General features: G+C 39.2%; 32 protein-coding genes. 18 read left to right on the top strand and 14 right to left on the bottom strand.

From position 1 onward, the window contains the following. Positions 1–120 precede the first annotated feature (120 nt). The gene (locus tag KH400_RS09890) at positions 121–303 is read right to left on the bottom strand and encodes a hypothetical protein (RefSeq protein WP_217224309.1); all 183 of its coding nucleotides are present in this window, start codon (positions 301–303) and stop codon (positions 121–123) included. A 161-nt stretch (positions 304–464) separates the two neighbouring features. Here KH400_RS09890 and KH400_RS09885 point away from each other — a divergent pair, with 161 nt between their 5' ends. Continuing rightward, positions 465–1043, top strand: a complete 579-nt coding sequence (locus KH400_RS09885) for a GNAT family N-acetyltransferase (RefSeq protein ID WP_217224308.1) — start codon at positions 465–467, stop codon at positions 1041–1043. Positions 1044–1357: 314 nt separating this feature from the next. After that, positions 1358–1753 (top strand): transcriptional regulator SpxA, encoded by a 396-nt coding sequence (spxA, locus tag KH400_RS09880; RefSeq protein ID WP_217224306.1) that lies wholly within the window; start codon positions 1358–1360, stop codon positions 1751–1753. Between the two features lie 212 nt (positions 1754–1965). Here the strand turns inward: spxA and KH400_RS09875 are convergent, their stop codons facing one another. Next, on the bottom strand, positions 1966–2634 hold the full coding sequence (locus tag KH400_RS09875) for a TerC family protein (protein ID WP_217224369.1): 669 nt from the start codon (positions 2632–2634) through the stop codon (positions 1966–1968). A 451-nt stretch (positions 2635–3085) separates the two neighbouring features. Between KH400_RS09875 and mecA the strand changes: the two genes are divergently transcribed. The 3 genes from mecA to pepF all read left to right on the top strand — a co-directional run bounded on the left by mecA (position 3086) and on the right by pepF (position 7038). Beyond that, the gene (mecA, locus tag KH400_RS09870; RefSeq protein WP_217224305.1) at positions 3086–3760 is read left to right on the top strand and encodes an adaptor protein MecA; all 675 of its coding nucleotides are present in this window, start codon (positions 3086–3088) and stop codon (positions 3758–3760) included. Positions 3761–3887: 127 nt separating this feature from the next. Beyond that, on the top strand, positions 3888–5087 hold the full coding sequence (locus KH400_RS09865) for a competence protein CoiA (protein WP_217224303.1): 1200 nt from the start codon (positions 3888–3890) through the stop codon (positions 5085–5087). 136 nt (positions 5088–5223) lie between these two features. Then, on the top strand, positions 5224–7038 hold the full coding sequence (gene pepF, locus KH400_RS09860; RefSeq protein ID WP_217224301.1) for an oligoendopeptidase F: 1815 nt from the start codon (positions 5224–5226) through the stop codon (positions 7036–7038). Positions 7039–7158: 120 nt separating this feature from the next. Here pepF and KH400_RS29425 read toward each other — a convergent pair whose 3' ends face one another. After that, positions 7159–7344, bottom strand: coding sequence for a hypothetical protein (locus KH400_RS29425; protein ID WP_498067630.1), 186 nt, complete (start codon positions 7342–7344; stop codon positions 7159–7161). A gap of 258 nt (positions 7345–7602) precedes the next feature. On the opposite strand from KH400_RS29425, the gene KH400_RS09855 reads away from it, so the two are divergent. Further along, positions 7603–7998, top strand: coding sequence for a hypothetical protein (locus KH400_RS09855; RefSeq protein ID WP_217224299.1), 396 nt, complete (start codon positions 7603–7605; stop codon positions 7996–7998). 163 nt (positions 7999–8161) lie between these two features. Here the strand turns inward: KH400_RS09855 and KH400_RS09850 are convergent, their stop codons facing one another. The 4 genes from KH400_RS09850 to KH400_RS09835 form a co-directional block, all read right to left on the bottom strand. Then, a complete protein-coding gene (locus tag KH400_RS09850; protein ID WP_217224298.1) occupies positions 8162–9088 on the bottom strand; it encodes a ClpXP adapter SpxH family protein in 927 nt (308 codons plus the stop codon). Positions 9089–9102: 14 nt separating this feature from the next. After that, on the bottom strand, positions 9103–9495 hold the full coding sequence (locus KH400_RS09845) for a globin domain-containing protein (RefSeq protein WP_217224296.1): 393 nt from the start codon (positions 9493–9495) through the stop codon (positions 9103–9105). 177 nt (positions 9496–9672) lie between these two features. After that, complete coding sequence (locus KH400_RS09840; protein ID WP_217224293.1) at positions 9673–10311, bottom strand: lytic transglycosylase domain-containing protein; 639 nt, start codon at positions 10309–10311, stop codon at positions 9673–9675. A 75-nt stretch (positions 10312–10386) separates the two neighbouring features. Further along, positions 10387–10989: a CYTH domain-containing protein gene (locus tag KH400_RS09835; protein ID WP_217224291.1), complete on the bottom strand. Its 603-nt coding sequence runs from the start codon at positions 10987–10989 to the stop codon at positions 10387–10389. Between the two features lie 225 nt (positions 10990–11214). Here KH400_RS09835 and KH400_RS09830 point away from each other — a divergent pair, with 225 nt between their 5' ends. From KH400_RS09830 to KH400_RS09815, 4 genes are all read left to right on the top strand, one after another. Next, complete coding sequence (locus tag KH400_RS09830) at positions 11215–11580, top strand: UPF0738 family protein (RefSeq protein ID WP_217224290.1); 366 nt, start codon at positions 11215–11217, stop codon at positions 11578–11580. Positions 11581–11741: 161 nt separating this feature from the next. After that, on the top strand, positions 11742–12374 hold the full coding sequence (gene yjbM / locus KH400_RS09825) for a GTP diphosphokinase (protein ID WP_217224289.1): 633 nt from the start codon (positions 11742–11744) through the stop codon (positions 12372–12374). 51 nt (positions 12375–12425) lie between these two features. Beyond that, on the top strand, positions 12426–13220 hold the full coding sequence (locus tag KH400_RS09820) for an NAD kinase (protein ID WP_217224288.1): 795 nt from the start codon (positions 12426–12428) through the stop codon (positions 13218–13220). 27 nt (positions 13221–13247) lie between these two features. After that, positions 13248–14144, top strand: a complete 897-nt coding sequence (locus KH400_RS09815) for an RluA family pseudouridine synthase (RefSeq protein WP_217224287.1) — start codon at positions 13248–13250, stop codon at positions 14142–14144. Between the two features lie 46 nt (positions 14145–14190). Here the strand turns inward: KH400_RS09815 and KH400_RS09810 are convergent, their stop codons facing one another. Next, positions 14191–14352: a hypothetical protein gene (locus KH400_RS09810; RefSeq protein WP_217224286.1), complete on the bottom strand. Its 162-nt coding sequence runs from the start codon at positions 14350–14352 to the stop codon at positions 14191–14193. 134 nt (positions 14353–14486) lie between these two features. Between KH400_RS09810 and KH400_RS09805 the strand changes: the two genes are divergently transcribed. Next, complete coding sequence (locus KH400_RS09805; RefSeq protein WP_217224284.1) at positions 14487–14876, top strand: MarR family winged helix-turn-helix transcriptional regulator; 390 nt, start codon at positions 14487–14489, stop codon at positions 14874–14876. Positions 14877–14988: 112 nt separating this feature from the next. Here the strand turns inward: KH400_RS09805 and KH400_RS09800 are convergent, their stop codons facing one another. Both KH400_RS09800 and prpE read right to left on the bottom strand, forming a co-directional pair. Beyond that, positions 14989–15432 (bottom strand): hypothetical protein, encoded by a 444-nt coding sequence (locus tag KH400_RS09800; RefSeq protein ID WP_217224283.1) that lies wholly within the window; start codon positions 15430–15432, stop codon positions 14989–14991. Positions 15433–15512: 80 nt separating this feature from the next. Continuing rightward, positions 15513–16253, bottom strand: coding sequence for a bis(5'-nucleosyl)-tetraphosphatase PrpE (prpE, locus tag KH400_RS09795; protein ID WP_217224282.1), 741 nt, complete (start codon positions 16251–16253; stop codon positions 15513–15515). Positions 16254–16550: 297 nt separating this feature from the next. On the opposite strand from prpE, the gene KH400_RS09790 reads away from it, so the two are divergent. From KH400_RS09790 to KH400_RS09775, 4 genes are all read left to right on the top strand, one after another. Then, positions 16551–18398, top strand: coding sequence for a monovalent cation:proton antiporter family protein (locus KH400_RS09790; RefSeq protein WP_217224281.1), 1848 nt, complete (start codon positions 16551–16553; stop codon positions 18396–18398). A gap of 129 nt (positions 18399–18527) precedes the next feature. After that, positions 18528–20591 (top strand): cation:proton antiporter, encoded by a 2064-nt coding sequence (locus KH400_RS09785; protein WP_217224280.1) that lies wholly within the window; start codon positions 18528–18530, stop codon positions 20589–20591. Between the two features lie 554 nt (positions 20592–21145). Next, complete coding sequence (gene fabI, locus KH400_RS09780) at positions 21146–21925, top strand: enoyl-ACP reductase FabI (protein WP_217224279.1); 780 nt, start codon at positions 21146–21148, stop codon at positions 21923–21925. A gap of 191 nt (positions 21926–22116) precedes the next feature. Next, complete coding sequence (locus KH400_RS09775; protein ID WP_217224278.1) at positions 22117–22473, top strand: DUF1360 domain-containing protein; 357 nt, start codon at positions 22117–22119, stop codon at positions 22471–22473. A 101-nt stretch (positions 22474–22574) separates the two neighbouring features. Here the strand turns inward: KH400_RS09775 and KH400_RS09770 are convergent, their stop codons facing one another. Beyond that, a complete protein-coding gene (locus tag KH400_RS09770; RefSeq protein WP_217224277.1) occupies positions 22575–23255 on the bottom strand; it encodes a hypothetical protein in 681 nt (226 codons plus the stop codon). A 108-nt stretch (positions 23256–23363) separates the two neighbouring features. After that, complete coding sequence (locus KH400_RS09765; protein WP_217224275.1) at positions 23364–24056, bottom strand: BMQ_0737 family morphogenetic spore coat protein; 693 nt, start codon at positions 24054–24056, stop codon at positions 23364–23366. A 266-nt stretch (positions 24057–24322) separates the two neighbouring features. Between KH400_RS09765 and KH400_RS09760 the strand changes: the two genes are divergently transcribed. Continuing rightward, the gene (locus KH400_RS09760; protein WP_217224274.1) at positions 24323–25045 is read left to right on the top strand and encodes a hypothetical protein; all 723 of its coding nucleotides are present in this window, start codon (positions 24323–24325) and stop codon (positions 25043–25045) included. Between the two features lie 81 nt (positions 25046–25126). Next, positions 25127–25261: a hypothetical protein gene (locus tag KH400_RS25280; protein WP_281418677.1), complete on the top strand. Its 135-nt coding sequence runs from the start codon at positions 25127–25129 to the stop codon at positions 25259–25261. A gap of 56 nt (positions 25262–25317) precedes the next feature. Here the strand turns inward: KH400_RS25280 and KH400_RS09755 are convergent, their stop codons facing one another. Further along, positions 25318–25776, bottom strand: coding sequence for a spore coat protein (locus KH400_RS09755; protein WP_217224272.1), 459 nt, complete (start codon positions 25774–25776; stop codon positions 25318–25320). Positions 25777–25876: 100 nt separating this feature from the next. Next, complete coding sequence (locus KH400_RS09750) at positions 25877–26185, bottom strand: hypothetical protein (RefSeq protein ID WP_217224270.1); 309 nt, start codon at positions 26183–26185, stop codon at positions 25877–25879. Between the two features lie 163 nt (positions 26186–26348). Between KH400_RS09750 and KH400_RS09745 the strand changes: the two genes are divergently transcribed. Continuing rightward, positions 26349–26774, top strand: coding sequence for a hypothetical protein (locus KH400_RS09745; RefSeq protein ID WP_217224268.1), 426 nt, complete (start codon positions 26349–26351; stop codon positions 26772–26774). Positions 26775–26908: the final 134 nt, after the last annotated feature.

The following is a 26908-nucleotide window of genomic DNA, read 5'->3' as shown; positions in this document are numbered from 1 at the left end:
ATACCCGTTTGGCACCTTTTTCTGATAAAACAGGGCGGCCTGTGACATGACAGTCACCCCAGATATGTAGGACGTGAGAAGTCATGACTAGTCTCGCAGCCCTGTGAGCTATGTAAGCCTTCAATTTCTATTTGGCACCTTTTTCCAACCTGCTTTGGTTGCTGCAGATTGGTCTGTAAAACGGTGAACATTTGAACCACCAAATACTTTTCGGCCAATCGCACTGGTCACTACGCCATTTAATGCAGTAATAACTATGATTAAAACTGCAAGGATTGCAAAATCAATAACGAAAGCCCCCATATGATAACCTCCTTACCAACAATATTGATATCCCCTCTTTTCATTTTACCGAATGTCAGATGAAATTGAAAGGGATTTCAGTTGGTTTCTTCCCGGTTGTTTAACTTATTTTGATTTACGCATATACTAGAAGGAGAACATCCGATGGAGGTCTTATATAAATGAATTGGTATGAAAAGTTGAACCAGTACTTTCCGATTGAGGAAATGAAGTCAAAGCAGCATATGGAGCTTTTACTAAAAGAAAAATCTGATATTTATTTTAAGGATGAAGGTCCAAACCATGTCATGATGTATGTTGAGATGGATGATTTTATTTTTATTGACTACCTGTTTGTCTCAAAGGATGCCAGAGGACAAGGCCTTGGTAAGAAGTTACTTCAGAAATTGAAAAAGCGTGGCAAGCCGATTATTTTAGAGGTTGAACCATTAGATTATGAGGATACCGACACACAAAAGCGAATGAAGTTTTATACGCGCGAAGGGTTCCACCATGCGGAATCTATCGGTTACCGACGGCGTTCATTGGCGACAAATGAAATTAATGAATTAGAAATTTTGTATTGGTCACCTGAAAATGAGTCGGAAGAAAGTATTTATGAAAAAATGAAGAAGACATATGAAACGATCCATACGTACAAAGATAAACAGCTTTATGGGGAGTCCTACGGTGATGTTGATGATGTGCTAACGTTTGATACAAACGAACGGCACACCGGGAGTCAAGGTAATGAAAAATAATGAAAAGAAGCGGAAAAAGAAACGTGAGTTATTGAAGGAGTTGCTAAAAAAGAATGTGAAAGGTTGGAAATCCTACCCAAGGCGAGGTCCTATCACTCAATCAAAATCATCTGCATCTTGATGTTTATTTTTATATCTCATGTGGTAAAGAATTACGGAGGTCATTTAATGGCTCTTTAAAAATGGTTGAGTACATTTATTTTCTAAAATCATCTATTCAATTTAGAATAATTATTGTATAATGTTAAATGTAAAGTGAAAATGAATGTAGTTCGCAAATAAATTTACGACTTTGAAGGGAGTTGTCCAATTAGATGGTAACCCTACTAACTTCACCAAGCTGTACGTCATGCCGTAAAGCTAAAGCTTGGCTAGAAGAGCATGAGATTCCGTTTCAAGAAAGAAACATTTTTGCTTCACCGCTTTCGATTGAAGAAGTGAAGGAAGTTGTCCGTATGACTGAAGACGGTACGGACGAGATTATTTCTACACGTTCGAAGGTGTTTCAAGATTTAGATGTTGAACTTGAATCCATGTCATTACAAAGCTTATTTAAATTAATGAGCGAAAATCCTGGTTTATTGCGTAGACCAATTATTTTTGATGAAAAGCGTATTCAGGTTGGGTATAATGAAGCGGAGATTCGCCGCTTTTTACCACGAAAAGTGCGCACGTTCCATTTACAAGAAGCACAGCGCTTAGTGAATTAATATAAAAACTTCTACAATTATCTTTGTAGAAGTTTTTTTCATAGAGGCTGGGACAAAAGGTTGTTTTTTATAGTTCAACTAGTTTTGACCCGCCCTCTTTTTTCATAAGAATGCCCGTTTGATAAAGTGTCGTTTACCTAACGGACATTCTCAATTAACTGTTTGCTAGTGAAAAACGATTCTTTTGAGCCAAAACTAGTGCGAGTGGTATGTTAAGCTGTTAGGTTTTTCGACTGTTGATTTGATAGCCATCCAGCAAGTAAAACACCGCAGACAACGATCGCTTGAAAGCTATATAGTAATAGCGGATGGCTTGCAAACAATGGAGCGAGCATTTCTTCATGGGAAATCATCCGAGCGGCTGTAAATGCTAGAATTCCAGCGCCAATGTAAATAATAAACGGAAAGTGTTCAAACAAAACGAGAATCAACTTACTTCCCCAAATAATGATTGGTACAGAAATAAGGAGTCCAAGAATAACGAGAATCATATTTCCATGTGCTGCACCTGCTACGGCTATCACATTATCGAAGCCCATAATGAAATCAGCGATGAGTATGGCTTTAATGGCTGACCATAAGGTTGTTCCACCTTCAACATCATGACTGTCTTCTTTGTCTGTTAGTAAGTGATAGGCGATGAAGATAAGTAGGGCTCCACCGATCGCAAGTAAGAATGGAATTTGTAAGAGTTGAACAGCGATTAATGTTAATAAGATTCGAATGATTAAAGCTAGTGAGATTCCGATAACAATTGCTTTATTTCGCTGATGTTGTGGCAGTTTGCGACAAGCTAAAGCAACAACGATCGCATTGTCACCACCGAGAATGATATCTATTCCGACAATGGTTAGGAAGGCAAGAATAAATTCCAAATCAATCATGTAACATTATGTTCCTCCTTATGTAGCATTTCGTTTGTCTATTTTGGTGAAACTCTTGACATAGCATGTCTATATCATTGACAATATGAAGTTAATATAGGAAAATTAATATTTAATATTGAAGCTAACATATACTGAATGAGGGCCTTGTCTCTATATATGTACGATAAGGGAGTAGGTAACAGAACAAAAAAATAATGGATAAAATGGAAAGATGTTTTAAAAAAAATAAGCGAATTGTCCGCGTTTTAATTTCCATTCTAAGTCGATTTATCATAAAATAGCAGTATAAAGATATATATAGTTGAAAATAGTAGAACCAAAAGCGGACTAGTCATTTTCGGTGCAAGATGATTAGGAGGGCAAACCACTGAATGAGGAATGTAAATTTGGGAAAGTGTATATTCCTTTCACCAAGCTTAAGATTTTATTGGAGGGAGAGAGGACTATGGAAATAGAAAGAGTTAATGAAACGACATTAAAGTTTTATATCACATATAAAGATATCGAAGAAAGAGGATTCGATCGTAACGAAATCTGGTACAATCGCGAACGCGGTGAAGAACTGTTTTTTGAGATGATGAGTGAAGCCACAGATCAGGATGAAAACTTCGAAATTGAAGGACCACTGTGGATCCAAGTGCAAGCCCTTGATAAGGGATTAGAGATCATTGTGACACGAGGACAAATTTCTGATGGTAATGTAAAATTAGAAATTCCATTTGGTAATGAAAAAGAGACGGATTTACCTGTCGATCAAAACATTGTTGATATGTTAGACGAACAGTTTTCTCATTCAAAATCGAAGTCGGCTCATACTAAAGAAGATGAGAGACTTGAATTGGTCATTGGTTTTGAAGATTTTGAGCACCTAATCTCGTTAAGTCATAGTTTTACAAGTCGTGACTTTGTCAATAAGCTTTACCATTTTGAAGGGAAGTATTATCTCTATGTTGTCTTTGAAGATGACTATACAGAGGATGAACAAGACAACATGTTAAGTCAAATCTTAGAGTTTGGCCAGGAGTCAGATATTACGATTTATCGGATTGAAGAATATGGTAAGAGTATCATTGCGGAAAATGCTTTGGATGTTCTCCGTGAAAACTTTGCGGAAATGTGATATAAAAGCCGATTTCAATGAAATCGGCTTTTTGTTTACGAATTTTATATGAAAATTCGTAAACAAAAAGGATTATTGTGCGGCAAGGGCGAATAATACATCAACTCTAAGTAAAGGAGAGGGTGTCATGCTCGTAGCACAAACGTCGCTCGGTCTGAGAATTTCTTTAGTTAGCCGTTGGCAAAAATGTGAGTTACAGCGGTTAAGGCAAGAACAATTGTTTATATGTCCTGTTTGTCAGGGGCCGGTTCAATTACGTTTAGGCCCCATAAGGAAATGGCATTTTGCTCATAAAAAAGAGCGTGCATGTCAAGTTGATATCGAACCAGAGTCGGCCGATCATATTCGAGGCAAAGTGTTGCTCTTTCAATGGTTAGCAGCTCAGGGGTTACGTATTTATTTAGAACCTTACTTGAAACGTTTGAATCAACGCCCGGATTTACTCGTGAAACATGAGGAACAGTTTTATGCGATTGAATATCAAGCTTCCTCGCTCAGTGAGGAACAATTGAGGAAAAGAACGTTTGGTTATCTTAATGCCGGGATTACTCCAATCTGGATTCTTGCCGGTAAACGGTTAAAAAGGCAAGGACGATCGACCTTTTCTTTCAGCCGATTTGAGTGGCTGACAGCTAGGAACTATCAACACTCAGATTCACCTTTTCTTACTTATTTCTCACCTCTTGATAAAGCCTTCGTTATCCTCTCGCAATTAACTCCTTATTCGATTACAAAAGCGACAGGGCACTTACGGGTCCATTCACTACCTAGCCTAACGTTCCAACAAGTACTTCAAGGGCCAGCTATTCCTCCTCAGCGATCCTCAACGGTGAACCCATCTTGGTTATCAATAAAAAAACATTGGCGTTACCAACACCCGCGTAATCATTTACGAATTCCGTATTCTATTAAACAGATGTTTCTTAATCAACACATTTCTCCGAATCTCTACCCACCTGAGGCCGGATGGCCGACAGATTTTCATTATTTGATTGAAACCCCCACATATCTTTGGCAAAGCTGGATCTTATTTGAGTTTTTACAGCATCAGCCCATAGGTAAACCTTTTCATTTTCGTCTTCTTTCTAACGCTTTTAAGCCGATGCTTACGAATCAACAGTTAAAACAAAGAGTTTTCCCTCAGGTTAATGGTCATTATTCAGCTGCCTTGCTAGCTTATCTCGATTGGTTAATAAAAATAGAACTGCTCTCTCATGTAGATCAGCAAGTCTATGTTAAAAATAAAGAAATAACAATCCCCCTTACGTTGCCACATGCATTAAAAAAAGATGAGCAATTAATGTCGACCTGGCATGCTTACAACTAATCTCCCATACATTTGCTAAATAAAAGATGGAAAACATAAAGGAATAGGATCGTTTTTCTCGAATTTTATTATAAAGAGAAATAGTATGAACAATTACAACATATGATGTGAGAGAAATCCTGGAGGTGTGTGTTAGATGACACAAGAAGCGAAAAAAAAACTCCCGAAACGAAATGAAATTCCAGTTGAGAAAACGTGGGATCTAGAGGCCATTTTTGAAACGGATGAGAAGTGGGAGTCTGAATTTACAGACGTTAAAGCGATGCTACAGAGCGTAACAAAGTACAAAGGAAAACTATCTGAAAGTGCAGATGTGCTCTATGAGGCATTAACGTATCAAGATGAGATTTCAAAACGCCTTGGTAAGCTTTATACATATGCGCATATGCGCTATGATCAAGATACAACAAATTCATTTTATCAAGGTTTAAATGATCGTGCAGCTAGTTTAGCGGCTCAAGCCGCACAGGCCTCATCGTTTATCACGCCAGAACTTTTGGCGATTCCTGAAGAGAAAATTAAAGCGTTCTTACAAGAAAAAGAAGAGTTGAAATTATATGAACACGCTCTTGATGAGCTAAGTAAGCAACGTCCGCACATTTTGAGTGAACAAGAAGAAGCAATATTAGCACAAGCCAGTGAAGTGATGTCAAGTCCGAGCAATACGTTTGGGATGCTAAATAATGCCGATATGAAATTCCCATCCATTAAAGATGAGGATGGGGAGGAAGCGGAAGTGACTCACGGACGTTTGATTCGCTTTTTAGAAAGTGATGATCGCCGTGTCAGAAAAGATGCTTTTCAGGCTGTCTATGATACGTATGGTAAGTTTCAAAATACGTTTGCCAGTACAATCGGTGGCCAGGTGAAGCGTGATTTATTTTATGCCAATGTTAGAAAGTATGAGTCAGCACGTCAAGCTGCATTAAGCAGTAATAATATTCCTGAAGTTGTCTATGATCAGCTTGTTGAAACGATCAATGATCACCTTCATTTACTACACCGGTATGTTGCACTACGAAAAAAGGTGTTAGGTGTTGATAAGCTTCATATGTATGATCTTTACACACCACTTGTGAAGGATGTGAAGATGGAGGTCAGTTATGAGGAAGCAAAAGACTTAGTATTAAAAGGTGTTGCACCGCTTGGTGATGAGTATGTCAATATTATTAAAGAAGGCTATGAAAAGCGCTGGATTGATGTCGAGGAGAATGTTGGTAAACGTAGCGGTGCTTATTCATCAGGGACCTATGGAACGATGCCATATATCTTGTTAAACTGGCAAGACAATGTGAATAACTTATTTACGTTAGCCCATGAATTAGGACATTCGGTTCATAGTTATTATACGAGAGAAACACAGCCATTCCCGTATGCAGACTACACGATTTTTGTTGCTGAAGTGGCATCAACATTAAATGAATCGTTACTGAATGACTACCTTTTAAAAGTGACAGATGACAAACAAAAGAAGCTTTATTTACTAAATCACTTTTTAGAGGGATTCCGTGGCACGGTCTTCCGTCAGACGATGTTTGCTGAATTTGAACAGTTAATTCATGAAAAAGCAGCATCTGGAGAAGCACTAACACCTGAGTTGTTAACGAAAACGTATTATGATTTGAATGTGAAATATTTCGGTGATGAATTAACGATCGATGACGAAATTGGATTAGAATGGGCCCGTATCCCGCATTTTTATTATAATTTTTATGTCTACCAATATGCGACTGGTTACAGTGCAGCGACAGCGTTGTCTAAGCAAATCCTCGAAGAAGGGCAGCCAGCGGTGGAACGTTATATCGACTTTTTGAAGGCAGGAAACTCAGATTATCCAATTGAGGTCTTAAAGAAGGCTGGCGTTGATATGACGACGAAAGATCCAATCAAACAAGCATTATCGGTATTTGAGGAAACATTAAATGAAATGGAACAGCTGTTAGATGAATAGAAAGAATAAAAGATCCATTTGCACGTCATCGTGCAGGTGGATCTTTTTTGTAAGCAATTGCGATCAAAGAATGGAAAGGATAGGGGCAGCGGTCAGTAACAAAGTTGAAGGGCATTCTGGTCACCCGAAGCCGCGGAAGCGATGACGTTCGTTAAAGACAAACACTGTAAATAGAATGGATGCAAATAATATCGGTCCTCCTAATAGAATGGGAAAGAAGTGCATTAAACTCAAAACAAAAATCCAAAAACTGATGATTGTAAAAATGATACCGATGATCGTAAGTAACTTATAGATCTGTATCACCCCCAGACGCTTACTCGTGTTTAGTATATGAACGTGATTGTTTATTAAGACTAGTTCGACAATAACGAATGGGTGGGAGTCAATGGTTGTTTGAATTTTTTTCGGGGTCTCTCTAAGGGGGGGAATAATATGGTCTGAATTAACAAAAGATCGTTCTTCTTAGCTTCGGACCATCGAGTGATAGCATAGAAAGAATCATAATGAGCACGATAATGATTGGGTAGGTCGTACCTAAATATGATTATTGGAGGGATATATATGACACAACAAGACCAACAATCGCTATTACAGCAAGCCACTCAATCTGTACAACAAGCACAACAAGCCGTTCAGCAAACGACTGTCAATCAACAGCAAATGCAACAAGCACAACAAGCGATTGAACAGGTAGAGCAACAGTTAAAAAATATTCAAGCCTCAACTCCAAAACAACAGCAAGAGTTACAGCAAGCTCAGCAAAAAGTTCAACAGGCACAGCAGCAATTGCAAGCAGAGCAACAACAATTGCTTAATGCTCAGCAACAGGTTGAAGCGGAACAACAAGAGCTACAACAAGCACAGCAACAATTGAAACAAGAAGAAATGGATGTTCAACAGGCACAACAAAAAGTCCAACAGACACAAGCTACGACGAATGCATATAAAAACAGTTAAATCGGATGTATGTTAGCTGTTAACTGATGGTGTTGCTTTTAAACATATGCATCCTTACGTGAGGCTAATTTCGTGTTTTGTGTTTGTGTATAGGAAAGAGATTGGAATTGAGCTCCAATCTCTTTTAGTCGTATTCAAGTGATGGCTGTTTAAAATAGAGACCTTAGCTTACATAACGCCAAAATGTTCCATATTTTACAGGGACAAGTTCAACTTTTTGTTTGAGAACTAATTCTTTAAGTTTACGTTCGGCCTCCTGAATACTGATATCATAAACAACAGCAACTTCAATCGTTGCAACAAATTTGTTTTGCTGCATAAAATGTTCAATTGAAGGCTTAGTAGCTCGTGGTGGAGCAAATCCAAGAACTTCATGGATCACTTGGGTATAAATATCAAATGGATAAAAGCCAGTTACTTTCAGACCAGCATCTTCAACACAATCGTTAAAGAAAACAAATGTGGGTACGTAATCAACTTCCATTTCCTTTGTTGTTTTTAAGTCGCATTGAAGTGCTTTTATTGCGCCTTGAGAATGTAGGTCTCGATTGAACTCTTGCACATCTAAGCCGACTTGCTTGGCACAATCCACTAACACGGACTGTTTTGTAATATTTTTCTTGTCTAGAAATAAAGACTCTCTTAATTTACGTAAGAACCTTGTTCCTGCTTGTTTTCCTTGCATTTCAGCTGCCTTAATTGCGACCGATGCAATATAAGGCGTAGAAATGGGGTCTTCATGCCAAAGGTCGCCATCGCAAGACATCCCAGTGCGGCTAGCTGTTCGCTCCCAGATTTCAGCAAGGCTCTTATTCTTGGCTGAGCCTTTCGCTTTTGACTGACATAAATTCCACGTTTCAAGGTTACTGCTAACAAAATATTTGATGGTTACATAATCTCCGTATTCAACTTGTAACTTTTTTACCATCGGTTCAATTGCCCAGCATTCTGGACAAAGCGGATCAATAAATGTGTAAATTTCAAGCGGTTTTTTGCTACGCGTGTCTTGGTGCGTTTCTGATGATTGAAGACCTGGACCACAAAACCCTAGTTGATTGTCGCAATTCGACGTTTTTTCATTAGATGCCATGGTCATTCCCCTTTCTATTCAGAATCATCAGGATGATTAACCATATGGTGGGCAGTAAAGGTTAAGCGACTAAAGATTTGGTCACGCAGTGGTCCATGTAATTCCACTTCATCCATAGCTTCCTTCATACAGTTTAACCAGGCTGTGGCACGAGTAGGCGTGATCTTAAATGGCATATGTCTGGCCCGGAGCATTGGGTGGCCATGCTCATCAGAATATAACGTTGGACCACCTAAAAATTGAGTTAAAAATTGCTTTTGTTTGCGTGCTGTTTCTGTTAGGTCATCAGGAAATATTGGTGCAAGATCCGGATGGTGACTTACTCTATGATAAAAAGCATCGACAAGCTTTTCGATGGTTTGATTTCCACCAACTAGGTCATATGGTGTTTGTTCATGTGAATTCATACTAAAAGCTCCTTTAGTTCATTTACATTCATTTTAGCAAGCGTTTTATATAACAGCAAATAATCTGTTTGCATGAAAAAAGTTGTCGAAAAAGGGACGTGGTTCCTTTTAGGACAACTTGTATGAACAAAAAAATGATGTGACGGGATTTAATATTACCAGAGTTTATGCCGCTGTCTAGATACTCATGTACGTTTGATAGACAGTAGGAACATAATGTTGCGTTTCTTTAAATGGTGGGATGCCACCAAATTTATCAACATTTCCGGGGCCTGCGTTATAAGCTGCTAAGGCAAGCTTGATATCTCCATCATAGCGGTCGAGCATTTGTCGTAAATACTTCGTGCCACCATCAATGTTTTGCTGAGGATCAAAGATGTTTCCGACATTTAAACTACGAGCTGTCGCGGGCATTAATTGCATCAGTCCGCTTGCACCGGCATGGCTTTTGGCATTTGGGTTAAAGTTTGATTCCTGCTTAATGACTGCATAAATTAAGTTTGGATCAACTCCATGCTTCTTAGCTGCTGATTTAATGAGCGGTTGAAACTTTTCGGCTCTACTATCAAGAGTTGCCTTCAAATCTGTTAACGGCTGTTTCATCGTCTCAGTAGCTAACGTTGGGTGTGCGGTCGTGTTCGCTTTTCCATGTAGAGGCTGCATGAGAGCATGCCCATGGATAGTCGGGGGCTGTCCTGTTTGATTCAACATCGTCGAAAACATCGATTGAAAGGTTGATGGTGAGCTTGGTGTTGATGAACGAAAATTACGTAATGCTTGTACTTCAGCGAGTTGCTGAAACAGTGTCACATTCATGGTCGTCACCTCTTTACTATACTTCTTTTACTATAGCAAAGCTTTGATAACGATACAATTTCAAAAAGTGTGTACTTATTCAATGTTTGCATCTTTTTCCTGATTTTTCTTTTCCTTAAAAAAACGAGCAATTTTATTATCTGTTTTTCGAAGGGGAATTTGCTGCTCACTTAAAAACGTGCTGAATGTCTGCTTGGCTACTTGTTCATCTTTTCCCTCATATTCAATTTCATAGTCAGTAATACACAGGTATGTACTTTTATCAATGACGAGGAGACCATCTGCGTATGGAAGCTCTGCTCGATCAGTCGTCAATGTACCGAGACAGGATAAATCATTTAGATTGATAGGGAAGGAATCGTTGATTTGTTTGACGACTTCTCCATCAGGCAATTGTCCGGTTTCAATCGCATGGATCGCCTCACTGTGTTCGAGTTGTTGATGTGTTTCTAATAAGCCGACGGAGTGGGGTTGTTTTAGTGTGAGTATGGCCTGACCGTGCTTTTCGCGGATTCGTAGAGCTGCTTGGTGTCGCTTTAATGAAAAATCAGCTGTATCAAAGTAGTGGTTGATTTGTTGTTTGAAATCAGAGGATTTTAATTGTAATGCAGTAACGATGCGATTAAATTCTGTTGTGGTTATCAAATTTTTAACTTCAATTTCAATTTCTTGGCTCATCAAGTGCACTCCTTTAATTAAGTGTAACAGGTAACTGTAGTTAAAATGAACAAACAAGATGATTCTACAATTGACCGCTTCTAAGCGTCAATTGCTTTTCTTTATTATGTCATAGGATAGGGACGCACTCAATTCATTGCTTGTTTTTTAGTTCTTTCATGATCCGATTTTGTGGTAAACTAATGGAAGAAATAGATAGTATTGATTTATGAGGAGGTCATTACAATGAAAAAGATAGAGGTTAAAAAAGCAGAAACAGTTGCTACTACATTAAAGCTTGAGGCACAGGTGCCATTAGCAGATATGCAGGCGGGTGAGCAGATGCTTGCAGATTCAGACCAGCTAGCATTCATTTATCTGTTAGAGCAAGATAACCAATTCGTTTACTTAAGTCTACCAAAAGAGATATGGTCAGAACTTCAATTAGCACGTCAAAACGAAGCTACCGTAGTGCTTATGGGGACAGACGAGAAGTCATTAGAGTTGACAACTTTTTTGCAAGAGCTTGATTATCTGATTGAAAATATTGAGGGGAACAGCAATTATGGCGAAGAGATGGTTGCTAGTGTTGAGGAGCAATTCTTAAAATAAATCTTCTCAATATACATAAACTAGCGAGAGTTTTGTTACTAATTTTTTGCAAGGTGGATACATACGATAACTAGTGACGAGGGCTCTTGTAAACAAAAGTAATAGCCATTTATATATAAACAAGGTTGTACTGATGATTAATGAATGCGGTGGTGGTTCAAATGAGTAATTGGGATGTGTTTTTAGCCCCGTATAAACAAGCGGTTGAGGAATTGAAAATTAAATTAAAAGGCATCCGTGAGCAGTACCAAATGTCTTCTAAGCACACACCCATTGAATTTGTAACGGGACGGGTTAAACCGATTTCAAGTATTCTCGATAAAGCAAAGAGAAAGAACATTCCCCTCGATTGTCTGCAAGATGAAATGCAAGATTTAGCAGGCGTTCGAATTGTCTGTCAATTTGTTGAAGATATTGAAACAATCGTCCAACTTATACGATCGCGCAGTGACTTTGAGATCATCGAAGAGCGCGATTATATTATGGATAAAAAGCCAAGCGGCTATCGATCGTACCATCTTGTACTATGGTATCCCGTTCAGACGATTGTTGGTGAAAAGAAAATTCTCGTTGAACTGCAAGTCCGGACATTAGCGATGAATTTTTGGGCAACAATAGAGCATTCGCTTAATTATAAATATAGCGGGGAAATTCCAGAAGATGTGAAGGATCGCTTGCAACGAGCGGCTGAAGCTGCGTTTAAATTAGATGAAGAGATGTCACAAATTCGTGATGAAGTAAAGGAAGCACAGCGAATTATTATTCGTAAGCAGGAAGAACAAGGGAAAACATAAGTCAAGAACGAAGTGATAATGGAATGAATGATAAAGATGGGATGATGATACATGCATTATGCGGTTACGTCTAGAGGAGACGAGACATCAAATGCGTTACAGCAAAAAATAAAAAATTATCTTAATGAGTTTGGATTAATCTTTGATGAGGATGAACCTGATATTGTCGTTACCGTTGGTGGTGATGGGACGTTATTACAAGCCTTTCATGATTACGCTCACCGTCTCGATGCGACCTGCTTTGTGGGCATTCATACGGGGCATTTAGGTTTTTATGCCGATTGGATGCCAGAAGAGGTTGAAAAACTAATCATACATATTGCAAAAACACCATTTCAAGTTGTTGAATATCCTCTTCTTGAAGTTGTGATCCGACATTTTGGTGATGAAAAGTCGGAGCGATATTTGGCTTTAAATGAATGCACAGTTAAAAGTGTTGAAGGTTCATTAGTTTCGAACGTATCCATCAAAGGAGAGTTATTTGAGACATTTCGTGGAGATGGCTTATGTGTTTCAACTCCTTCCGGAAGTACAGCTTATAATAAAGCATTGGGTGGTGCAATCTTACATCCGTCGCTTGCGACCTTACAGATTGCGGAAATGGCATCAATCAATAATCGGGTGTACCGCACGGTCGGTTCACCGCTTGTCTTACCGCAACATCATACATGCTTGTTAAAGCCGTTAAATGATGTTGATCTCCAAATTACGATTGATCATTATTCGCTTGTACATAAAAAAGTTAAATCCATTCAATGTCGAGTGGCAGATGAAAAGATTCGTTTTGCGCGGTTCCGTCCATTTCCATTCTGGAAGCGGGTGAAAGAATCATTTGTCGGTGATTAAACGTATCTGAAAGGAACGAACATAGACATGAGCGGCATTAAAATAACTTGGCAAGTCTCAGAGCGATATAATGGCGTGTTGCTGCGCGAATATTTACGTACTGAACAGGAGCTTTCAAAAAAAGCGTTAGCAGAAATTAAATTTTCAGGCGGTGCGTTATATGTCAATGGAAAAGAAGCTACTGTTCGTAAACTATTAGTCACAGGTGATCAAATTACAGTTATCTTTCCACCAGAACAACGAAGTGAAACGATGGTAGCCACTCGAATTCCACTTGATATCATCTATGAGGACGACCATTTTTTATTGATCAATAAGCAAGCGAATCTAACAACAATTCCTTCACGAGAACAGCCACATTATTCACTTGCCAATGGTGTGCTGCAGTATTATAACAATATCGGTGTGACGAGTACTTTCCATGCCGTGAACCGTCTCGATAAAGATACGAGTGGGCTAGTGATGATAGCAAAGCATCGCTATGCCCATGATTTGCTATCACGGCAACGAAAAAAACAAATGTTATCGAGACGCTATTTGGCGGTCGTTCATGGCCAGGTTCGAGATGAGATAGGAACAATCAATGATCCTATTGGTAGAAAGGACAATAGCATCATTGAACGTGAGGTAAGGAGTGATGGGCAACCAGCGATTACTCATTACAGTGTGATTAGACGTTTACAAGTGGCTACCGTTGTTCGTGTGAAGCTTGAGACTGGACGAACACACCAAATTCGTGTTCATTTTTCTTCGATTGGTCATCCGTTATGTGGTGATGATTTATATGGAGGGGGGCGTGAGCAAATTAGAAGACAAGCGCTGCATAGTCATCAATTAACATTTTATCACCCGTTTCAGGAGGAGACACTGACGTTTACGGCACCATTGCCTGCTGATCTTGAGGCACTGCTCAGTGAGGCTTGATCTGGTCTCTTCAAGGATGAATGATGTCTTGTAACGGTTATCGTCATTAGCGTTGCAGGTCGATATCGCTATCTTCATTTGTTTGTAAAGGTGTTTCCTTATCAAAACGATAGACCTTCACGTTTAAATAAACGGTTAATATCGAGCCCAATAGAAAAATGATGACACCTGATATTGAGGTTGGAGAAAGCCATTCAAGAAACCCCATTTTATACACTCCTTTCATCAAGATATATGTCTTGATACGATATATATGCGGGAGGATTGTTTGTCATTCGTTGGTTTTAATTACCATTATATCGTGTTGAGATATAAATAGCAATAGGGAAGAGGGGGATGGTTATGAAGACAGACTTATCTAAGGACGTCTATGAGACGTTAGCAGAATTTAGATATCAACTAAAAAAATTTCTTCATTTTAGTGATTCACAAGCTAAAAGCTTTGGAATTACACCGCAACAACATCAACTCCTTTTGGCGATTAAGGGGTTCCCTAAACGAGAGTATGTGACCCCACGTGAGCTGAGTGAACGTTTGTTTATTACCCACCATGCTTGCGTGGGATTGATTGATCGTTGCGGTCAACTTGGACTTGTTGCACGAAGAAAAAATCCTGAAGATGGACGCAGTGTACTAGTTGAATTAACAGCAGAAGGTGAAGAAATCCTCGAAAAATTATCCCAAAATCATTTAGAAGAACTTACGAGAATAGGTTTTTTGAAGGATATTTAACTCGAACAAATAATGAATGGAATAAGAGAGAAGTAGATCTAGCCGTAGGAGCGATGTCAATGTGACATCGCTCCTACGGCTAGCTGGTGATTACAATTGAGATGCTGGGTCGCTATAAATGGCCAGGCTCCGCAATAGAGATTGGAAATTGACTTACGACTTCATCAGCCCCATTAAAGATCACAACCTCGACAGCATCTTCTAAGTCTTCATGAGGAATGGCTCCATGATACTCAAATGATTCTCCAAAGAAATAACTGTCGTTACCAGCAATCTCAAATGGTTGTAAATTCGTTTCGTCACTTGTGAAATAAACGGTCTCTCGATTTATCTCTTGAACTAACCCTTCATGTATGATGTTGAATTTAGCAAAGAGTATATCGGAGGGTAAATAATTTTCATTAGTTACAGTTACATAAAAAGCCATAATATTTCGATCCTCATCTACAAAGAGTCGTGTTTTTTCTTCGTTGACGACGATATTTGCTTCAGGTCCACACCCAAATAGAACAACTGCTATCACTAAAAAATAGAATAAAGAAAGTTTCTTCTTCATTTTTCATCCACCTACTAACACATGTTCCGGAGCTCGTTTTCTTTCATCGTAACGATAACGTTGACAACTTTCAACTAAAGTCACTTATCAAAGGAGCGAAACTTTTCTTCAACTAGTGGTAGGGATGAATCCACCGATACGGTCTCTATTTCTGGGTACCTGCATGCGGTTAACTGACCGCCAAAGACACATCCGGTATCGATATTGATGGTATAATTGATCTTACGTGGGATCTTTACAGGTGTGTGACCGTAGATAATCCAAGCATCGTTTTTATAATGCTTGGCCCAATCACGACGTACCGGTGTCCCATCTTCATTTTTTTCACCAGTTATATCACCATAGAGAACAAAGGTCTTCACTTTTTTATCGTGACGGCCGATGTAATCCCCGCGAATTCCAGCGTGAGCGACAATTAATTGACCATCATCTAGCTCTAAGTAAAGTGGGGCGTCCTCCACCAATTGACGAAACTCATCACTGATTTTAGCATAACTTTTTTTATCAAGTGCTTCTAATTCAGCGACTGTCGTCTCTAGCCCGTGTGTGATTTGGACATTACGCCCGAGAAAATAACGATATAATTTATCACAATGATTTCCTGGCACGTAATAGGCGAGCCCTTTTTTTACTAAAGCAATAACAGTTTCCATTGTTTTAACCGATTGAGGGCCACGATCGGTAAGGTCACCGACAAACACAAGCTTTCGGTTGCCAGGATGCACGGGAACCTCTTCCTCCCAGTTATATCCCAGTTTTTTAGTAAGTGAAACGAATTCATCATAGCAACCATGAATGTCACCAATTACGTCATATGCCACGATTAGCACCTCCAATGTTAACGTTGTTACTATGATCTTATCTTGTTCTAAAATGTTTCATCTATGTCTGATGATAAAATAATATTCTGGCTGTTGTAAACATAGGTTAACATATGAAATCTCATTCGTACGAACGTAAACAACCCTCTAATATAAGGTGTTTGAATATTCTGCCTTTTATGTTTTGAACGATAAGTTCGTAATTCGTTGACAATGAAAATATCATTCTTTAAGATATAACTTTCGGTCATTGATAGAGATAATTAGAAGTTTAATGGGAAGTAAGGGGGAGCAGTTATGGAGGCAGAAGCGTCGGTGATTTCACTATTCATTGTCGTGATTACCGCTTTTTTAATACCAGTTCTTTTACACAAGTTTAGACTTAATGTAATTCCTGTTGTTGTAGCTGAGATCATTGCAGGAATTATTATTGGAAAAAGTGGGTTCAATCTTGTTTCACAGGATATGTGGCTTGAGACTTTATCTTTGCTTGGGTTTATCTTTTTAATGTTTTTAAGCGGATTAGAAATTGATTTTTCCGCATTTGCTAGTAAGCAAAAAGCACGAATTCTTAAAAATGGAAAGAAAGAGCCAAATGCATTTATGCTTGCATCGCTCATTTTTGTGTTTGTTTTTGGGTTATCGTACCTTCTTTCACTTGCTTTTGTGGTGATGGGGTTTGTCGATAATGCATTCCTGATGACATTAATCATTTCAACGATTTCCTTAGGTGTTGTTGTTCCGACATTAAAGGAAGAAAATTTAATGAAGACAACTGTTGGTCAAACGATCCTATTAGTTGCGATCATTGCGGATTTAGTAACCATGATACTATTAGCCGTTTTCGTATCCATTTATTCACCAGATGAAGGAAACATGTGGTTGTTGTTGCTCTTATTTGCCGTCGGTGTTCTGCTTTACCTGATCGGGAAAAAGTTCAGTCGCCAGTCATATTTAGAGGCAATGAAAAAAGGAACCATTCAAATCGATACGCGTGCGATTTTTATGTTAATTATTTTGTTGGTTGCCTTGTCTGAAACGGTTGGGGCGAAAAATATATTAGGTGCCTTTTTAGCAGGTGTTCTCGTTTCGTTATTGTCACCAAACCCAGAGTTAGTAAGGAAGTTGGACTCCTTTGGCTATGGATTTTTAATTCCGATTTTCTTCGTTATGGTCGGAGTTGACCTTGATATTTGGCAATTGTTTGATGATCGTAGTGTCATGTTGTTAATCCCGTTGTTGTTTATTGCCTTGCTCATTTCAAAGGTTGTACCTGCGCTCGTATTAAAGCGCTGGTACGATTGGAAAACGGTCATAGGTGCAGGCTTTTTACTAACGTCAACGCTATCACTAGTAATTGCTGCGGCAACCGTAGGGGAGAGTATCGGAATTATCGATTCACAGCTGTCTTCAGCGCTAATCCTTGTTGCGGTTATCTCGTGTCTCGTTACACCAGTCGTCTTTAAGAAGGTTTTTCCAAAACAAGCAACGGAACAGAAACGTGAAAAACTTGCGATTGTAGGGGCGAATCAACTAACATTGCCTTTGTCGGTTGAATTAGATCAAAATCGTTATCAGTCGCGTTTATTTCATACAAAACAACAAAAAATTAATGAACTTGAAGAGTCAACGATTTTTGCAATTGAAGAAATTGAAGAATTTGAAATTGAGATTTTGAAAGAAAGGGACGTCTTTTCAGCCGATATTTTGATCGTCGCAACAGGCGATCAAGAAAGAAATTATGAGATTGCAATGTTTGCAAGCGATTATGGTGTCCCACGGGTGATCGCAAGAATTGAAAGACCAGAGCTTGAAAATGAACTACGTGAGAGAGGGATTAATGTCTTTTCTGTGTTCTTTTCAAATCAAGCGGTGTTGCGAGCGCTCGTTGAATCTCCAAGTGTCGTAGAATTATTAACGAAAAGAGAAACTGGCTTACATGAGATTGATGTTAAGAATTCTCACTACAGCGACCTGTTGTTACGTGAATTTCCGTATTTAGGTGATACGGTATTTGTACGGATCTTTCGCGAAAATGAGTCACTGATTCCACATGGAGATACAGTTATAAAAACAGGAGATCGAATTATTGTTAGTGGTAGCCAAGAACATGTCGATAAGTTGCGGCAAATGCTTTCAACCTAACATGTCATTCTAAAATGAGAAGGTGCTCTCCATTTTGTTGAGGGGGCACCTTCTTTAATGAAACATGTGAATCCATGGTAGAATAAATAAGGAATGTTTATTTGTACGTGAAAGGAGATACTACATCCATTGTTAAATCAACCTGTAACAGATCCAGTTTTAATATTTGCGATGGCGATGGCGATTTTTTTGCTCGCACCGCTGCTTATGAATCGCTTGAAAATACCAGGAATCATTGGCTTGATTTTTGCTGGTGTGATTGTTGGACCCAATGGTCTTGGTGTGTTAGATCGTGACCCAACGATTATTTTATTAGGAACCGTAGGCTTACTGTATATTATTTTTATTGCAGGGTTAGAAATTGATTTAGATGGTTTTAAAAAATATCGTAATCGGAGTATTTCCTTTGGGTTAATTTCGTTTTCAATACCTTTTATACTTGGGACACTACTTGGTCTTTGGTTGAACTATACACTCGCAGGTGCGATTTTATTAGGTTCGTTATTAGGCTCACATACATTGCTAGCTTATCCGATTGCAAGTCGTCTTGGACTTGCGAAAAATAAGGCAGTCACGACGACAGTCGGGGGAACGATTATGACTGATACGCTAGCGTTGTTGATCTTAGCTGTTGTTGCTGGGTCTACACAAGGAGAGTTATCGTTTTCTTTTTGGATGACACTTGTTGTTTCTTTGGCAGTTTACGTGACTCTTGTATTATTGCTCATTCCGCGGATGGCGAAAACGTTTTTTAGGACGATGAGTAATGAAGGTTCGATTGATTTTATTTTTGTAATGACGGTTTTATTTGTTACCGCGTATTTTGCAACCATCGCGGGATTGGAGCCGATTATTGGCGCGTTTTTAGCTGGGCTTGCATTGAACCGTTATATTCTTGAGCATGGACCGCTAATGAATCGGATTAAGTTTGTCGGAAACGCGATCTTTATTCCGTTTTTCTTATTGTCAGTTGGTATGTTGATGGATATTGGTGTACTTTTGAATGATCCGTCAGCATGGGTATTAGCGATATTGATCGTGCTGTTTGTTAACGGTGGAAAGTTTTTAGCCGCTTGGATGAGTGGGAAAATGTATCACTATTCCTCTGATGAAGTGAAATTAATGTTTGGATTATCTGCCCCGCAAGCAGCGGCCACACTGGCAGCGACGTTAGTGGGGTACGAGCTTGGATTATTTAACCAAGGAACGGTCAATGGTGTTATTATCATGATCCTTGTTACGTGTATGGTCGGTCCATATATGGTTGAAAAATATGCACGTAAAGTGGCTTATAACGAAGACCAACAGCCATATGAACCTACAAATGCACCACAAAGAATTCTGATCCCGCTTTCCAATCCTCATACGATGGAGTCATTGTTAGATTTATCTTTCGTATTAAAAGGGAATGCAACTGAACCGATTTATCCATTAAGTGTTGTTCAAGGGGAGCAAAAGAATGCCGCTGCGAGAGTGGCGGAAGCGGAAAAAATGTTAGGGCATACGGTGACTTATGCTGCAGGTGCGGAAGTGCCAATCCATTTATTAACGAGAGTTGACCATAATATTGCTACAGGAATTATTCGTGCAATTGAAGAAACACGAATCACCAAAGTGGTTATTGGCTGGAATGGCAAACTCTCAACACCTCAGCAAATGTTTGGCGGTATCCTTGACCAATTACTCGAACGAACGGACCAAATGATTCTCGTCTCGAAACTAGGTCACCCGATTAACACGACAAAGCGGATTGTACTTATTATCCCACCAGGAAGTGATCATAAGTCGGGCTTTTATAATGCAGTAACAACCGTCAAACGGCTAGCAAACCAAATTGGTGCAACGTTACATGTGTTGGTCATAAAGGATGAGTCAACTGGATATGAGCAGACATTTAAAGAGGTTAAACCGGATGTTTCGATTACATTTATACCACTTGCTGATTGGAATCAGCTACACAATGATCATCTATCGCAATTAAAAAAGGACGACTTAGTCGTTGTCCTTAGTGCGAGACGTGGTACGATTGCTTGGCATCCTCATTTAGAGCGTCTGCCGCGAGTGCTTGCAAAAGCAAAACCGGAAAGTTTTATTATGATTTATCCTCCGGAAACAGAAGATGTCGACCAACGTGGCTCACGAGGGACACACGTACCAAAAACGTTTCTTCCGGATCATGAATATGAAGACTAGTGAACAAGCTCTCCGCCTCCTGGTAGATAACAGGGGGTGGAGAGTTTTTTTGCAATAAAAGGGGAGTGTTGGCTTAGTGAATGAGAAGAGAGTTGTCGTAAATAAATGGCTGTAGTGTATTTCAGCGGGAAAAGGAATGAGGGTTCATGTAAAAAGCTCCAGATTTCAGACTCCGATTTAAAATATTGTTCGTGAAGCTTTAAGTATTCGGAGTTGAAATATGCTTTAGACTTTTGTTCTTTGAAAAACGTGTCAATACTAAAAAAAAACAGAAAGGAAGTAGCGTATGGAACCACTAGTAACCTGTCCGCAATGTCATCACCAAGAACAAATAACGAACTTACTCACGGCGCAATCAAACCAAAATCTCATTTATGAATGTGAGAAATGTCAGTTTATAAAACGAAATATTAAAACGAAGAAGGGCTAGGGACATACATTCGCGAAGAATAACCGTATCCTAATCTATCTTTACGAGGAAAATCATGCTATAATTTAGATTGTCACCTAGTACTAATAACAACCTATAATCCTATATTGAAAGGGGTTTACAAATGAATTTATCATTAGAAAATCGTACATATGTGATTATGGGCGTCGCCAATAAACGAAGCATTGCTTGGGGGATTGCTCAATCATTATCAAAAGCAGGAGCACGTTTAATTTTTACATATGCAGGCGAACGTTTAGAAAAGAATGTTCGTAGTCTAGCTGAATCACTAGAGCGTGATGATTCGCTCGTATTGCCATGTGATATTACGAGTGATGAAGAGATTGAAAAGACGTTCACAACAATTAAGGAAGAAGTTGGTGTGATTCACGGAATTGCGCACTGCATTGCGTTTGCTAATCGTGAGGAACTTGAAGGCGAGTATCTAAACACAACGCGTGAAGGCTTTTTACTTTCGCAAAATATTAGTTCATACTCACTGACTGCAGTTGCAAAAGCGAGCAGAGATTTAATGAGTGAAGGTGGAAGCATCATTACGTTAACGTATCTTGGTGGGGAGCGTGTCGTTAAAAATTATAACGTGATGGGGGTTGCGAAAGCTTCTCTTGATGCAAGTGTGAAGTATTTAGCGAATGATTTAGGTAAAGACGGTATCCGTGTAAATATGATTTCTGCTGGCCCGATACGTACGTTATCTGCAAAAGGGATCTCCGGATTTAACGAGGTATTAAAAGAAATTGAGGAAAAAGCTCCACTCCGTCGCACGATTACTCAAGAAGAAGTCGGTGATACGGCACTGTTCTTAATGAGTGACTTATCACGAGGGATCACTGGAGAAATGCTTCACGTTGATAGCGGCTATAATATTATTGGTTTAGGGTAAGTGATACATCAGTGACCACTTTTAAGTGGCGCTGGTGTTTTTTTATATTGAGCATTCAGAATAATCCATGGGCTAAGAGGCGATCATTAGTGATCCTGTATACTTATATTCACATACATTTCCTAGTCTTTGTGACATCTTCGTTGAAGGAACATAGTGTAATAGAAATGATTGTTTTAAGGAGCTCTGCCATGTTTGTGCACCCATATGAATTTTTTCTGATTGCATTAGCTGTGTTTCGATTAACGAGATTAATTGTGTATGATCAAATCACAGTATGGTTGCGTAAGCCGTTTCATTTGGTTCGAGATGAAGAGTTAGAAGATGGAACCGTTGTTTCATACCTAGAAATTAAAGGAACAGGAATCAAGTACTGGATCGGTGAGCTACTAAGCTGTCATTGGTGCGTCGCCATTTGGAGTGCAGTTGTTCTCATTTGTGGATACATGTGGTTTCCTACCATTCTTACACCCGTTGTCATTATATTAGCCGCTGCTGCAGTGGCTTCATTGATGGAAGTCATCGTTGATCGATTGTCAAACGGATAAAATTAAGGCTGTCGTACACTGACACTTTTTAAAATTTGAAAAGTCCTACGATGGGTTGTGAATCATCGTAGGACTTTTCTTGTTGGCAATCGTAACTCCGCTTAATAATTAACGATAATCCGATTTAGCGCGGTGACCCCTTCTTTTAGTTGCTCACTGTATGCAAAGCCTTCAACGAGAATAGCTGATGCGTCTTCTGGCTTTTTTAGCGTTAATTCAAAATTAGGGAAAGTAAGCGTTTCATTTGGTTCGAGTTTATTTGTTATTGTTGGTTTCAACCAGTGTTCACCAGTTTCTTCTGCTTTTTGCTGCCAATCGCTTTGGAAGTATACCCATTCCTCGCTAATAGATTCGTCAATCATCTCTTCTTCGGTTGCAGATTTGGTCGCCGACATTTTTATTTTTCCCCCAAGTTTTGCAGATTTAATTGGAGAGACCTTTAGGCAGATCAGAGGTGTTGTAATAGGTGTTGTTCCAGTATTTTTGAGGATGAAGTTACCGATAACAAACGTATCAATTTCATCTTCAGCGATGTTAGGGAGAACAATCGAATAGGTAAAATAGGCTGTTACCTCTGTAGATTCACGTAAAACAGGCTTTGGAGTGATTGACTTATTTTTTTCTAAAGCACGGTATTGTTGTTGTTGCAGTCTTAATTTTTTCTCTACCTGTTTTAGCTCTTGCTTGTATTTGGCGACTTCAGATTGATAATGAATAATTTTTTGTTGCAATTGAAGTTTCGTTTGATGCTCAAGAGACCTGCTAGATGTTTGGTTATTCACGGTGACTCCCCCCTGAATGTCTATTTGTACATATGTATGTAGGGGAAGTGGATTCCATTAATAGTGTAAAATAGAGGGGGGCAATGCCCCCTCTATTTTCTTTCGTTCTTAATGTTTGTCACCAGGGAAGATCTCTGGACATTGCGGTGGGAACTTTTCAGGCGGACAAACAATATCTTCAATTGGTAGTTCTTCACGAGGTTTGCAGATGGCTGCATCGATTTCTAACTTTACTTCTGTTTCCATTTGTGGTTCAAGGCATAATATAATCGAAATATCTAGTTGTTGGAAGTCATCTGTGCAAATCACATCTGCATCGCATTGGAAATACGTGACATGGCATTGTAGCTCAGTTCCCTCTGGTGCACACATGAAGAACGTTTGTGCAGTAGCGAATGGAATTGGCTCAGCCGTACGTGCAATCACATTTCCTTGTGCATCTAAAATGTTTACATCTACTAAGCCTTTGACAAGGACTTTTACTTTTTGTAGTGTAATCGTCTCACCCGTTGGAAGCGTCACTGGGATATCTTGACGCCCGTTTGGTTGCGTGATTTCTTGACAAAGAATGGAATCAGGTCGTAAATTACACTCAACTTGGTAGCCTGGAAATGCATCTAAAAATTCGCATAATGTCTCAGCTGGAGAAGTACGGAAACAATGCTTATTGTTTACTTCAAAGATATCTTCTAGTTCCTCATTGTGGAAACTAATTAATGGCAATTCGACTTGGCGGTTGACCCAGTCATAAACTTTTGGAACTTTGATACAAACTCTATGCTTCTTGTGGCTGTGGCTCATGTAAATACCTCCTTTAATGATTAACCCTACCCAGATGACTGCTTCCTAGTAGTCATTTTTATTGGGTATCAGGACTACTGTATAGTATGAAATTGTGGTCAACATGTGCAGGGCTGAACGTTTAATTTTGATTTGGGTGTTTGTAAAAAGATTCGTGTGAATGGATTCAATTTTTTCGTCATAAACTGGACTGATTGAACCATTACGGTATATATGTATTCTTTCTAGCTTAAAGTGTGAAACAATCGAAGGGGGAGAAGGAAGCAATGAATGGTCAACCGAGGAAAAGCATTAATCGTAACGATCCAGAAGTGCTGAAACAAAAGTTAATCCACATTCAATCCGAGTTGTCACTATATAAGCAAAAGGTGAGAAATTATCAAGAGAACTATCATTACCGCCAATTAGAAACTCTCAAAGTAGAAAATGAGGAATTGAAAGAGCAGCTAGAGAACTTACAAAGCAAATTGGATGAACTAACTTCTGATAAGGGGGAACTTACTAGCGAGCGAGAGGATTTACAACAAGCGTTGCAGGAAGAAAAAGATGAAAAGGCACAGTTGATGAAGCAACTTGAGTCAGTTGATAGTGAGAGAAATGAGGTCAATACGGAGCTAAATCGGCTACAACAACGACTAAAGGCATTACAAGCTGAAAAAGAAGAGCTAACCTTCAAGATCGAAGATATCAAAAAGAATACAACGGCAAATGAAGAGGTTGATTTGTTGAATAAGAAATTAACAGAAACAGAGCAGTTGTTAGCCGAAAAAGAACAGAAGCTCGAGGAGTATGAAAAGCAATCCGAGGCTGAGGATGTGGAAACCTCATGGTTTACTAGAAATTTACGGGAGAATAATCTTATTTCCTCAGATCATCATGCTCCTAGGCAACGTCCAACACGACATCCATCAGTTCAAACGCCAGGCATTAGCCCATTTTCATTTGGGGTGACTGAATCTGATGAAGAACGCAAACGAAAAAACGATTAAATTCTAGTTATGAGTGGATACAGGATGTAATTAGAAGACATAGACTACAAGTAGCTTGTTTAGAAAATGGAGGGAATAATTATGAAACGAAGACCAACTGTCCACTCATCAACGACGAAACAAGTACTACACAATGGAAAGCCTGTTCGCAACAAGCCAACTCAAAGCAAACCTAAAACGAATGGATGTTGCGGCAAGCGTCTGTATAAAAAATAATCATACAAAAAAGCAGGTTATCGATTTGATAACCTGCTTTTTTGTATGATGTTGTTTTACAGGATGTCGATATTGACAAGTAAAGCGAGTAGGATTTGTAACAGGATTTGAATGTTTGCAGCTAGCTGCGTATCTGTTGTTCGGACTTCTACCCCGCGAGAGTTTTCAATTAATGTTTTTTGACGCGTAATTTGCTTGATCTTTGATGATTGTAGTAAATCTTGTGTGATTCTCTCTGCACGATCACTGTCTGCAATTGAAATGTTGATAACAAGTGCAATTGCAGCTTGAAGGGCAGCTTGAAGGTTAAGTGCGCCTTTTGTATCAGTTGTGTTCACTGTGATGTCACAAGAGTCTTTGACGTGGATAAGCTCTTCGGAAAGTTGCAAGGTTTTATTCAGTTGATCAGCCTCTTGTGTTGGTTGCTCATCTGTATCACATAAAGGGTGTTTTTTGTCATCTAGTGCACACCATCTAGAAGTAGGAGCCTCTCTGAATTTGGAAAATGTTGTCACAAAAATACCTCCTTTTTGTTGATATACTACAACCTATGAGTTGATTGTTATTTTGTTTGGGCATTTCTCTTTTGATTGCCGCCTATTATTATTGCTGACCTTATTCTTTCTTTTTGCGCCTAAGCTTGGTAAAGGGAGATTCATGATTCACGTGGTTAGCAGTCGATGGCGTTTGCGTATTGATAGTGGTTTCGGTGTCTTCAAAGTCATGCTCGGTTTTTTCTGATTGCTGAGTTGTTAAGAATTGCTCGACCTTTTCTTGTAGTTCGTTAAAAACAGATTTTACTCTTTCCTTTTCTTGTTCATCTAATTGAACATTACTTTTATCAATGCCATGTTTTTTTAGAACATTACTAACAAGAATATTGATGAGCTCCTTATTTGTAGAGTCAAACTCTTTTTCACTCATTACATACACCTCCATATGGAATGGTTCACTCCTACTTGTAGTAGCATATGTTAGGGCAATGAGAGGGTGTGACATTTGATGCTCTTGATTGTTCATGTGCCTATACACGTTTAGGGTCCTATGCATAAAGTGTAATCGTAGAACTTATGCAGGGGGAATTAAAATGACGAAGAAACGGAAAGTACTTAATGTCGATGAGTTGGTGATTCATGCTAATGATGTAAAGATCATTACTGAAGATCATGGTCGTAATACTGAAAATAGCTCAGTAAATGACCCGTGGGGGTTTGGTCCGATAGCACAACCTGGACCACAAGAGGCGACAACTGAACAGCAGAGTCAAACAGATGAAGGTCAAGGATCAGAAGCGAGTGACGCTACGCAAACAGAAACAGCTACAACTGAGCAGCAAACTGAGGATGTCGTTTATGACCCATGGGGATTTGGTCCAATGAGACCAGTGACTCGACCAACAACCGAAACAAGTAATGAAGAGGGCGGTCCAACATCTGAAGAGCAGACGGACGAAACAGAAGTATCAGAACAAACGAACCGTGAAGCACCATCGAACCCTTGGTCATGGATTTAATCTTCAGATAAATAAAAAAGCAGACCAGCGTTTGAGATGACGTGGTCTGCTTTTGGTGGTCAAGGGGCGGAGTGCGCGAACAGGGTGAGTAATCAAAGAAGAATGCTTACTCGCACCGCCTTAGGATTAAGTTT

Origin of the sequence: Desertibacillus haloalkaliphilus (genome assembly GCF_019039105.1) — a bacterium.
Taxonomy (GTDB): domain Bacteria; phylum Bacillota; class Bacilli; order Bacillales; family KJ1-10-99; genus Desertibacillus; species Desertibacillus haloalkaliphilus.
The sequence above is the reverse complement of the archived record's forward strand: the minus strand, read 5'-3'. Positions and strand labels throughout refer to the sequence as shown.

Coding starts and splice junctions, on each gene's coding strand:
- KH400_RS09840 (WP_217224293.1), bottom strand. CDS start 10,311: ATGAATGTGACACTGTTTCAGCAACTCGCTGAAGTACAAGCATTACGT.
- KH400_RS09765 (WP_217224275.1), bottom strand. CDS start 24,056: ATGAGCCACAGCCACAAGAAGCATAGAGTTTGTATCAAAGTTCCAAAA.
- KH400_RS09865 (WP_217224303.1), top strand. CDS start 3,888: ATGCTCGTAGCACAAACGTCGCTCGGTCTGAGAATTTCTTTAGTTAGC.
- KH400_RS09830 (WP_217224290.1), top strand. CDS start 11,215: ATGAAAAAGATAGAGGTTAAAAAAGCAGAAACAGTTGCTACTACATTA.
- KH400_RS09820 (WP_217224288.1), top strand. CDS start 12,426: ATGCATTATGCGGTTACGTCTAGAGGAGACGAGACATCAAATGCGTTA.
- KH400_RS09750 (WP_217224270.1), bottom strand. CDS start 26,185: ATGAGTGAAAAAGAGTTTGACTCTACAAATAAGGAGCTCATCAATATT.
- KH400_RS09890 (WP_217224309.1), bottom strand. CDS start 303: ATGGGGGCTTTCGTTATTGATTTTGCAATCCTTGCAGTTTTAATCATA.
- KH400_RS09805 (WP_217224284.1), top strand. CDS start 14,487: ATGAAGACAGACTTATCTAAGGACGTCTATGAGACGTTAGCAGAATTT.
- spxA (WP_217224306.1), top strand. CDS start 1,358: ATGGTAACCCTACTAACTTCACCAAGCTGTACGTCATGCCGTAAAGCT.
- fabI (WP_217224279.1), top strand. CDS start 21,146: ATGAATTTATCATTAGAAAATCGTACATATGTGATTATGGGCGTCGCC.
- KH400_RS09760 (WP_217224274.1), top strand. CDS start 24,323: ATGAATGGTCAACCGAGGAAAAGCATTAATCGTAACGATCCAGAAGTG.
- KH400_RS09815 (WP_217224287.1), top strand. CDS start 13,248: ATGAGCGGCATTAAAATAACTTGGCAAGTCTCAGAGCGATATAATGGC.
- yjbM (WP_217224289.1), top strand. CDS start 11,742: ATGAGTAATTGGGATGTGTTTTTAGCCCCGTATAAACAAGCGGTTGAG.
- mecA (WP_217224305.1), top strand. CDS start 3,086: ATGGAAATAGAAAGAGTTAATGAAACGACATTAAAGTTTTATATCACA.
- KH400_RS09885 (WP_217224308.1), top strand. CDS start 465: ATGAATTGGTATGAAAAGTTGAACCAGTACTTTCCGATTGAGGAAATG.
- KH400_RS09775 (WP_217224278.1), top strand. CDS start 22,117: ATGTTTGTGCACCCATATGAATTTTTTCTGATTGCATTAGCTGTGTTT.
- KH400_RS09850 (WP_217224298.1), bottom strand. CDS start 9,088: ATGGCATCTAATGAAAAAACGTCGAATTGCGACAATCAACTAGGGTTT.
- pepF (WP_217224301.1), top strand. CDS start 5,224: ATGACACAAGAAGCGAAAAAAAAACTCCCGAAACGAAATGAAATTCCA.
- KH400_RS09855 (WP_217224299.1), top strand. CDS start 7,603: ATGACACAACAAGACCAACAATCGCTATTACAGCAAGCCACTCAATCT.
- KH400_RS25280 (WP_281418677.1), top strand. CDS start 25,127: ATGAAACGAAGACCAACTGTCCACTCATCAACGACGAAACAAGTACTA.
- KH400_RS09800 (WP_217224283.1), bottom strand. CDS start 15,432: ATGAAGAAGAAACTTTCTTTATTCTATTTTTTAGTGATAGCAGTTGTT.
- KH400_RS09845 (WP_217224296.1), bottom strand. CDS start 9,495: ATGAATTCACATGAACAAACACCATATGACCTAGTTGGTGGAAATCAA.
- KH400_RS09835 (WP_217224291.1), bottom strand. CDS start 10,989: ATGAGCCAAGAAATTGAAATTGAAGTTAAAAATTTGATAACCACAACA.
- KH400_RS09745 (WP_217224268.1), top strand. CDS start 26,349: ATGACGAAGAAACGGAAAGTACTTAATGTCGATGAGTTGGTGATTCAT.
- KH400_RS09810 (WP_217224286.1), bottom strand. CDS start 14,352: ATGGGGTTTCTTGAATGGCTTTCTCCAACCTCAATATCAGGTGTCATC.
- KH400_RS09790 (WP_217224281.1), top strand. CDS start 16,551: ATGGAGGCAGAAGCGTCGGTGATTTCACTATTCATTGTCGTGATTACC.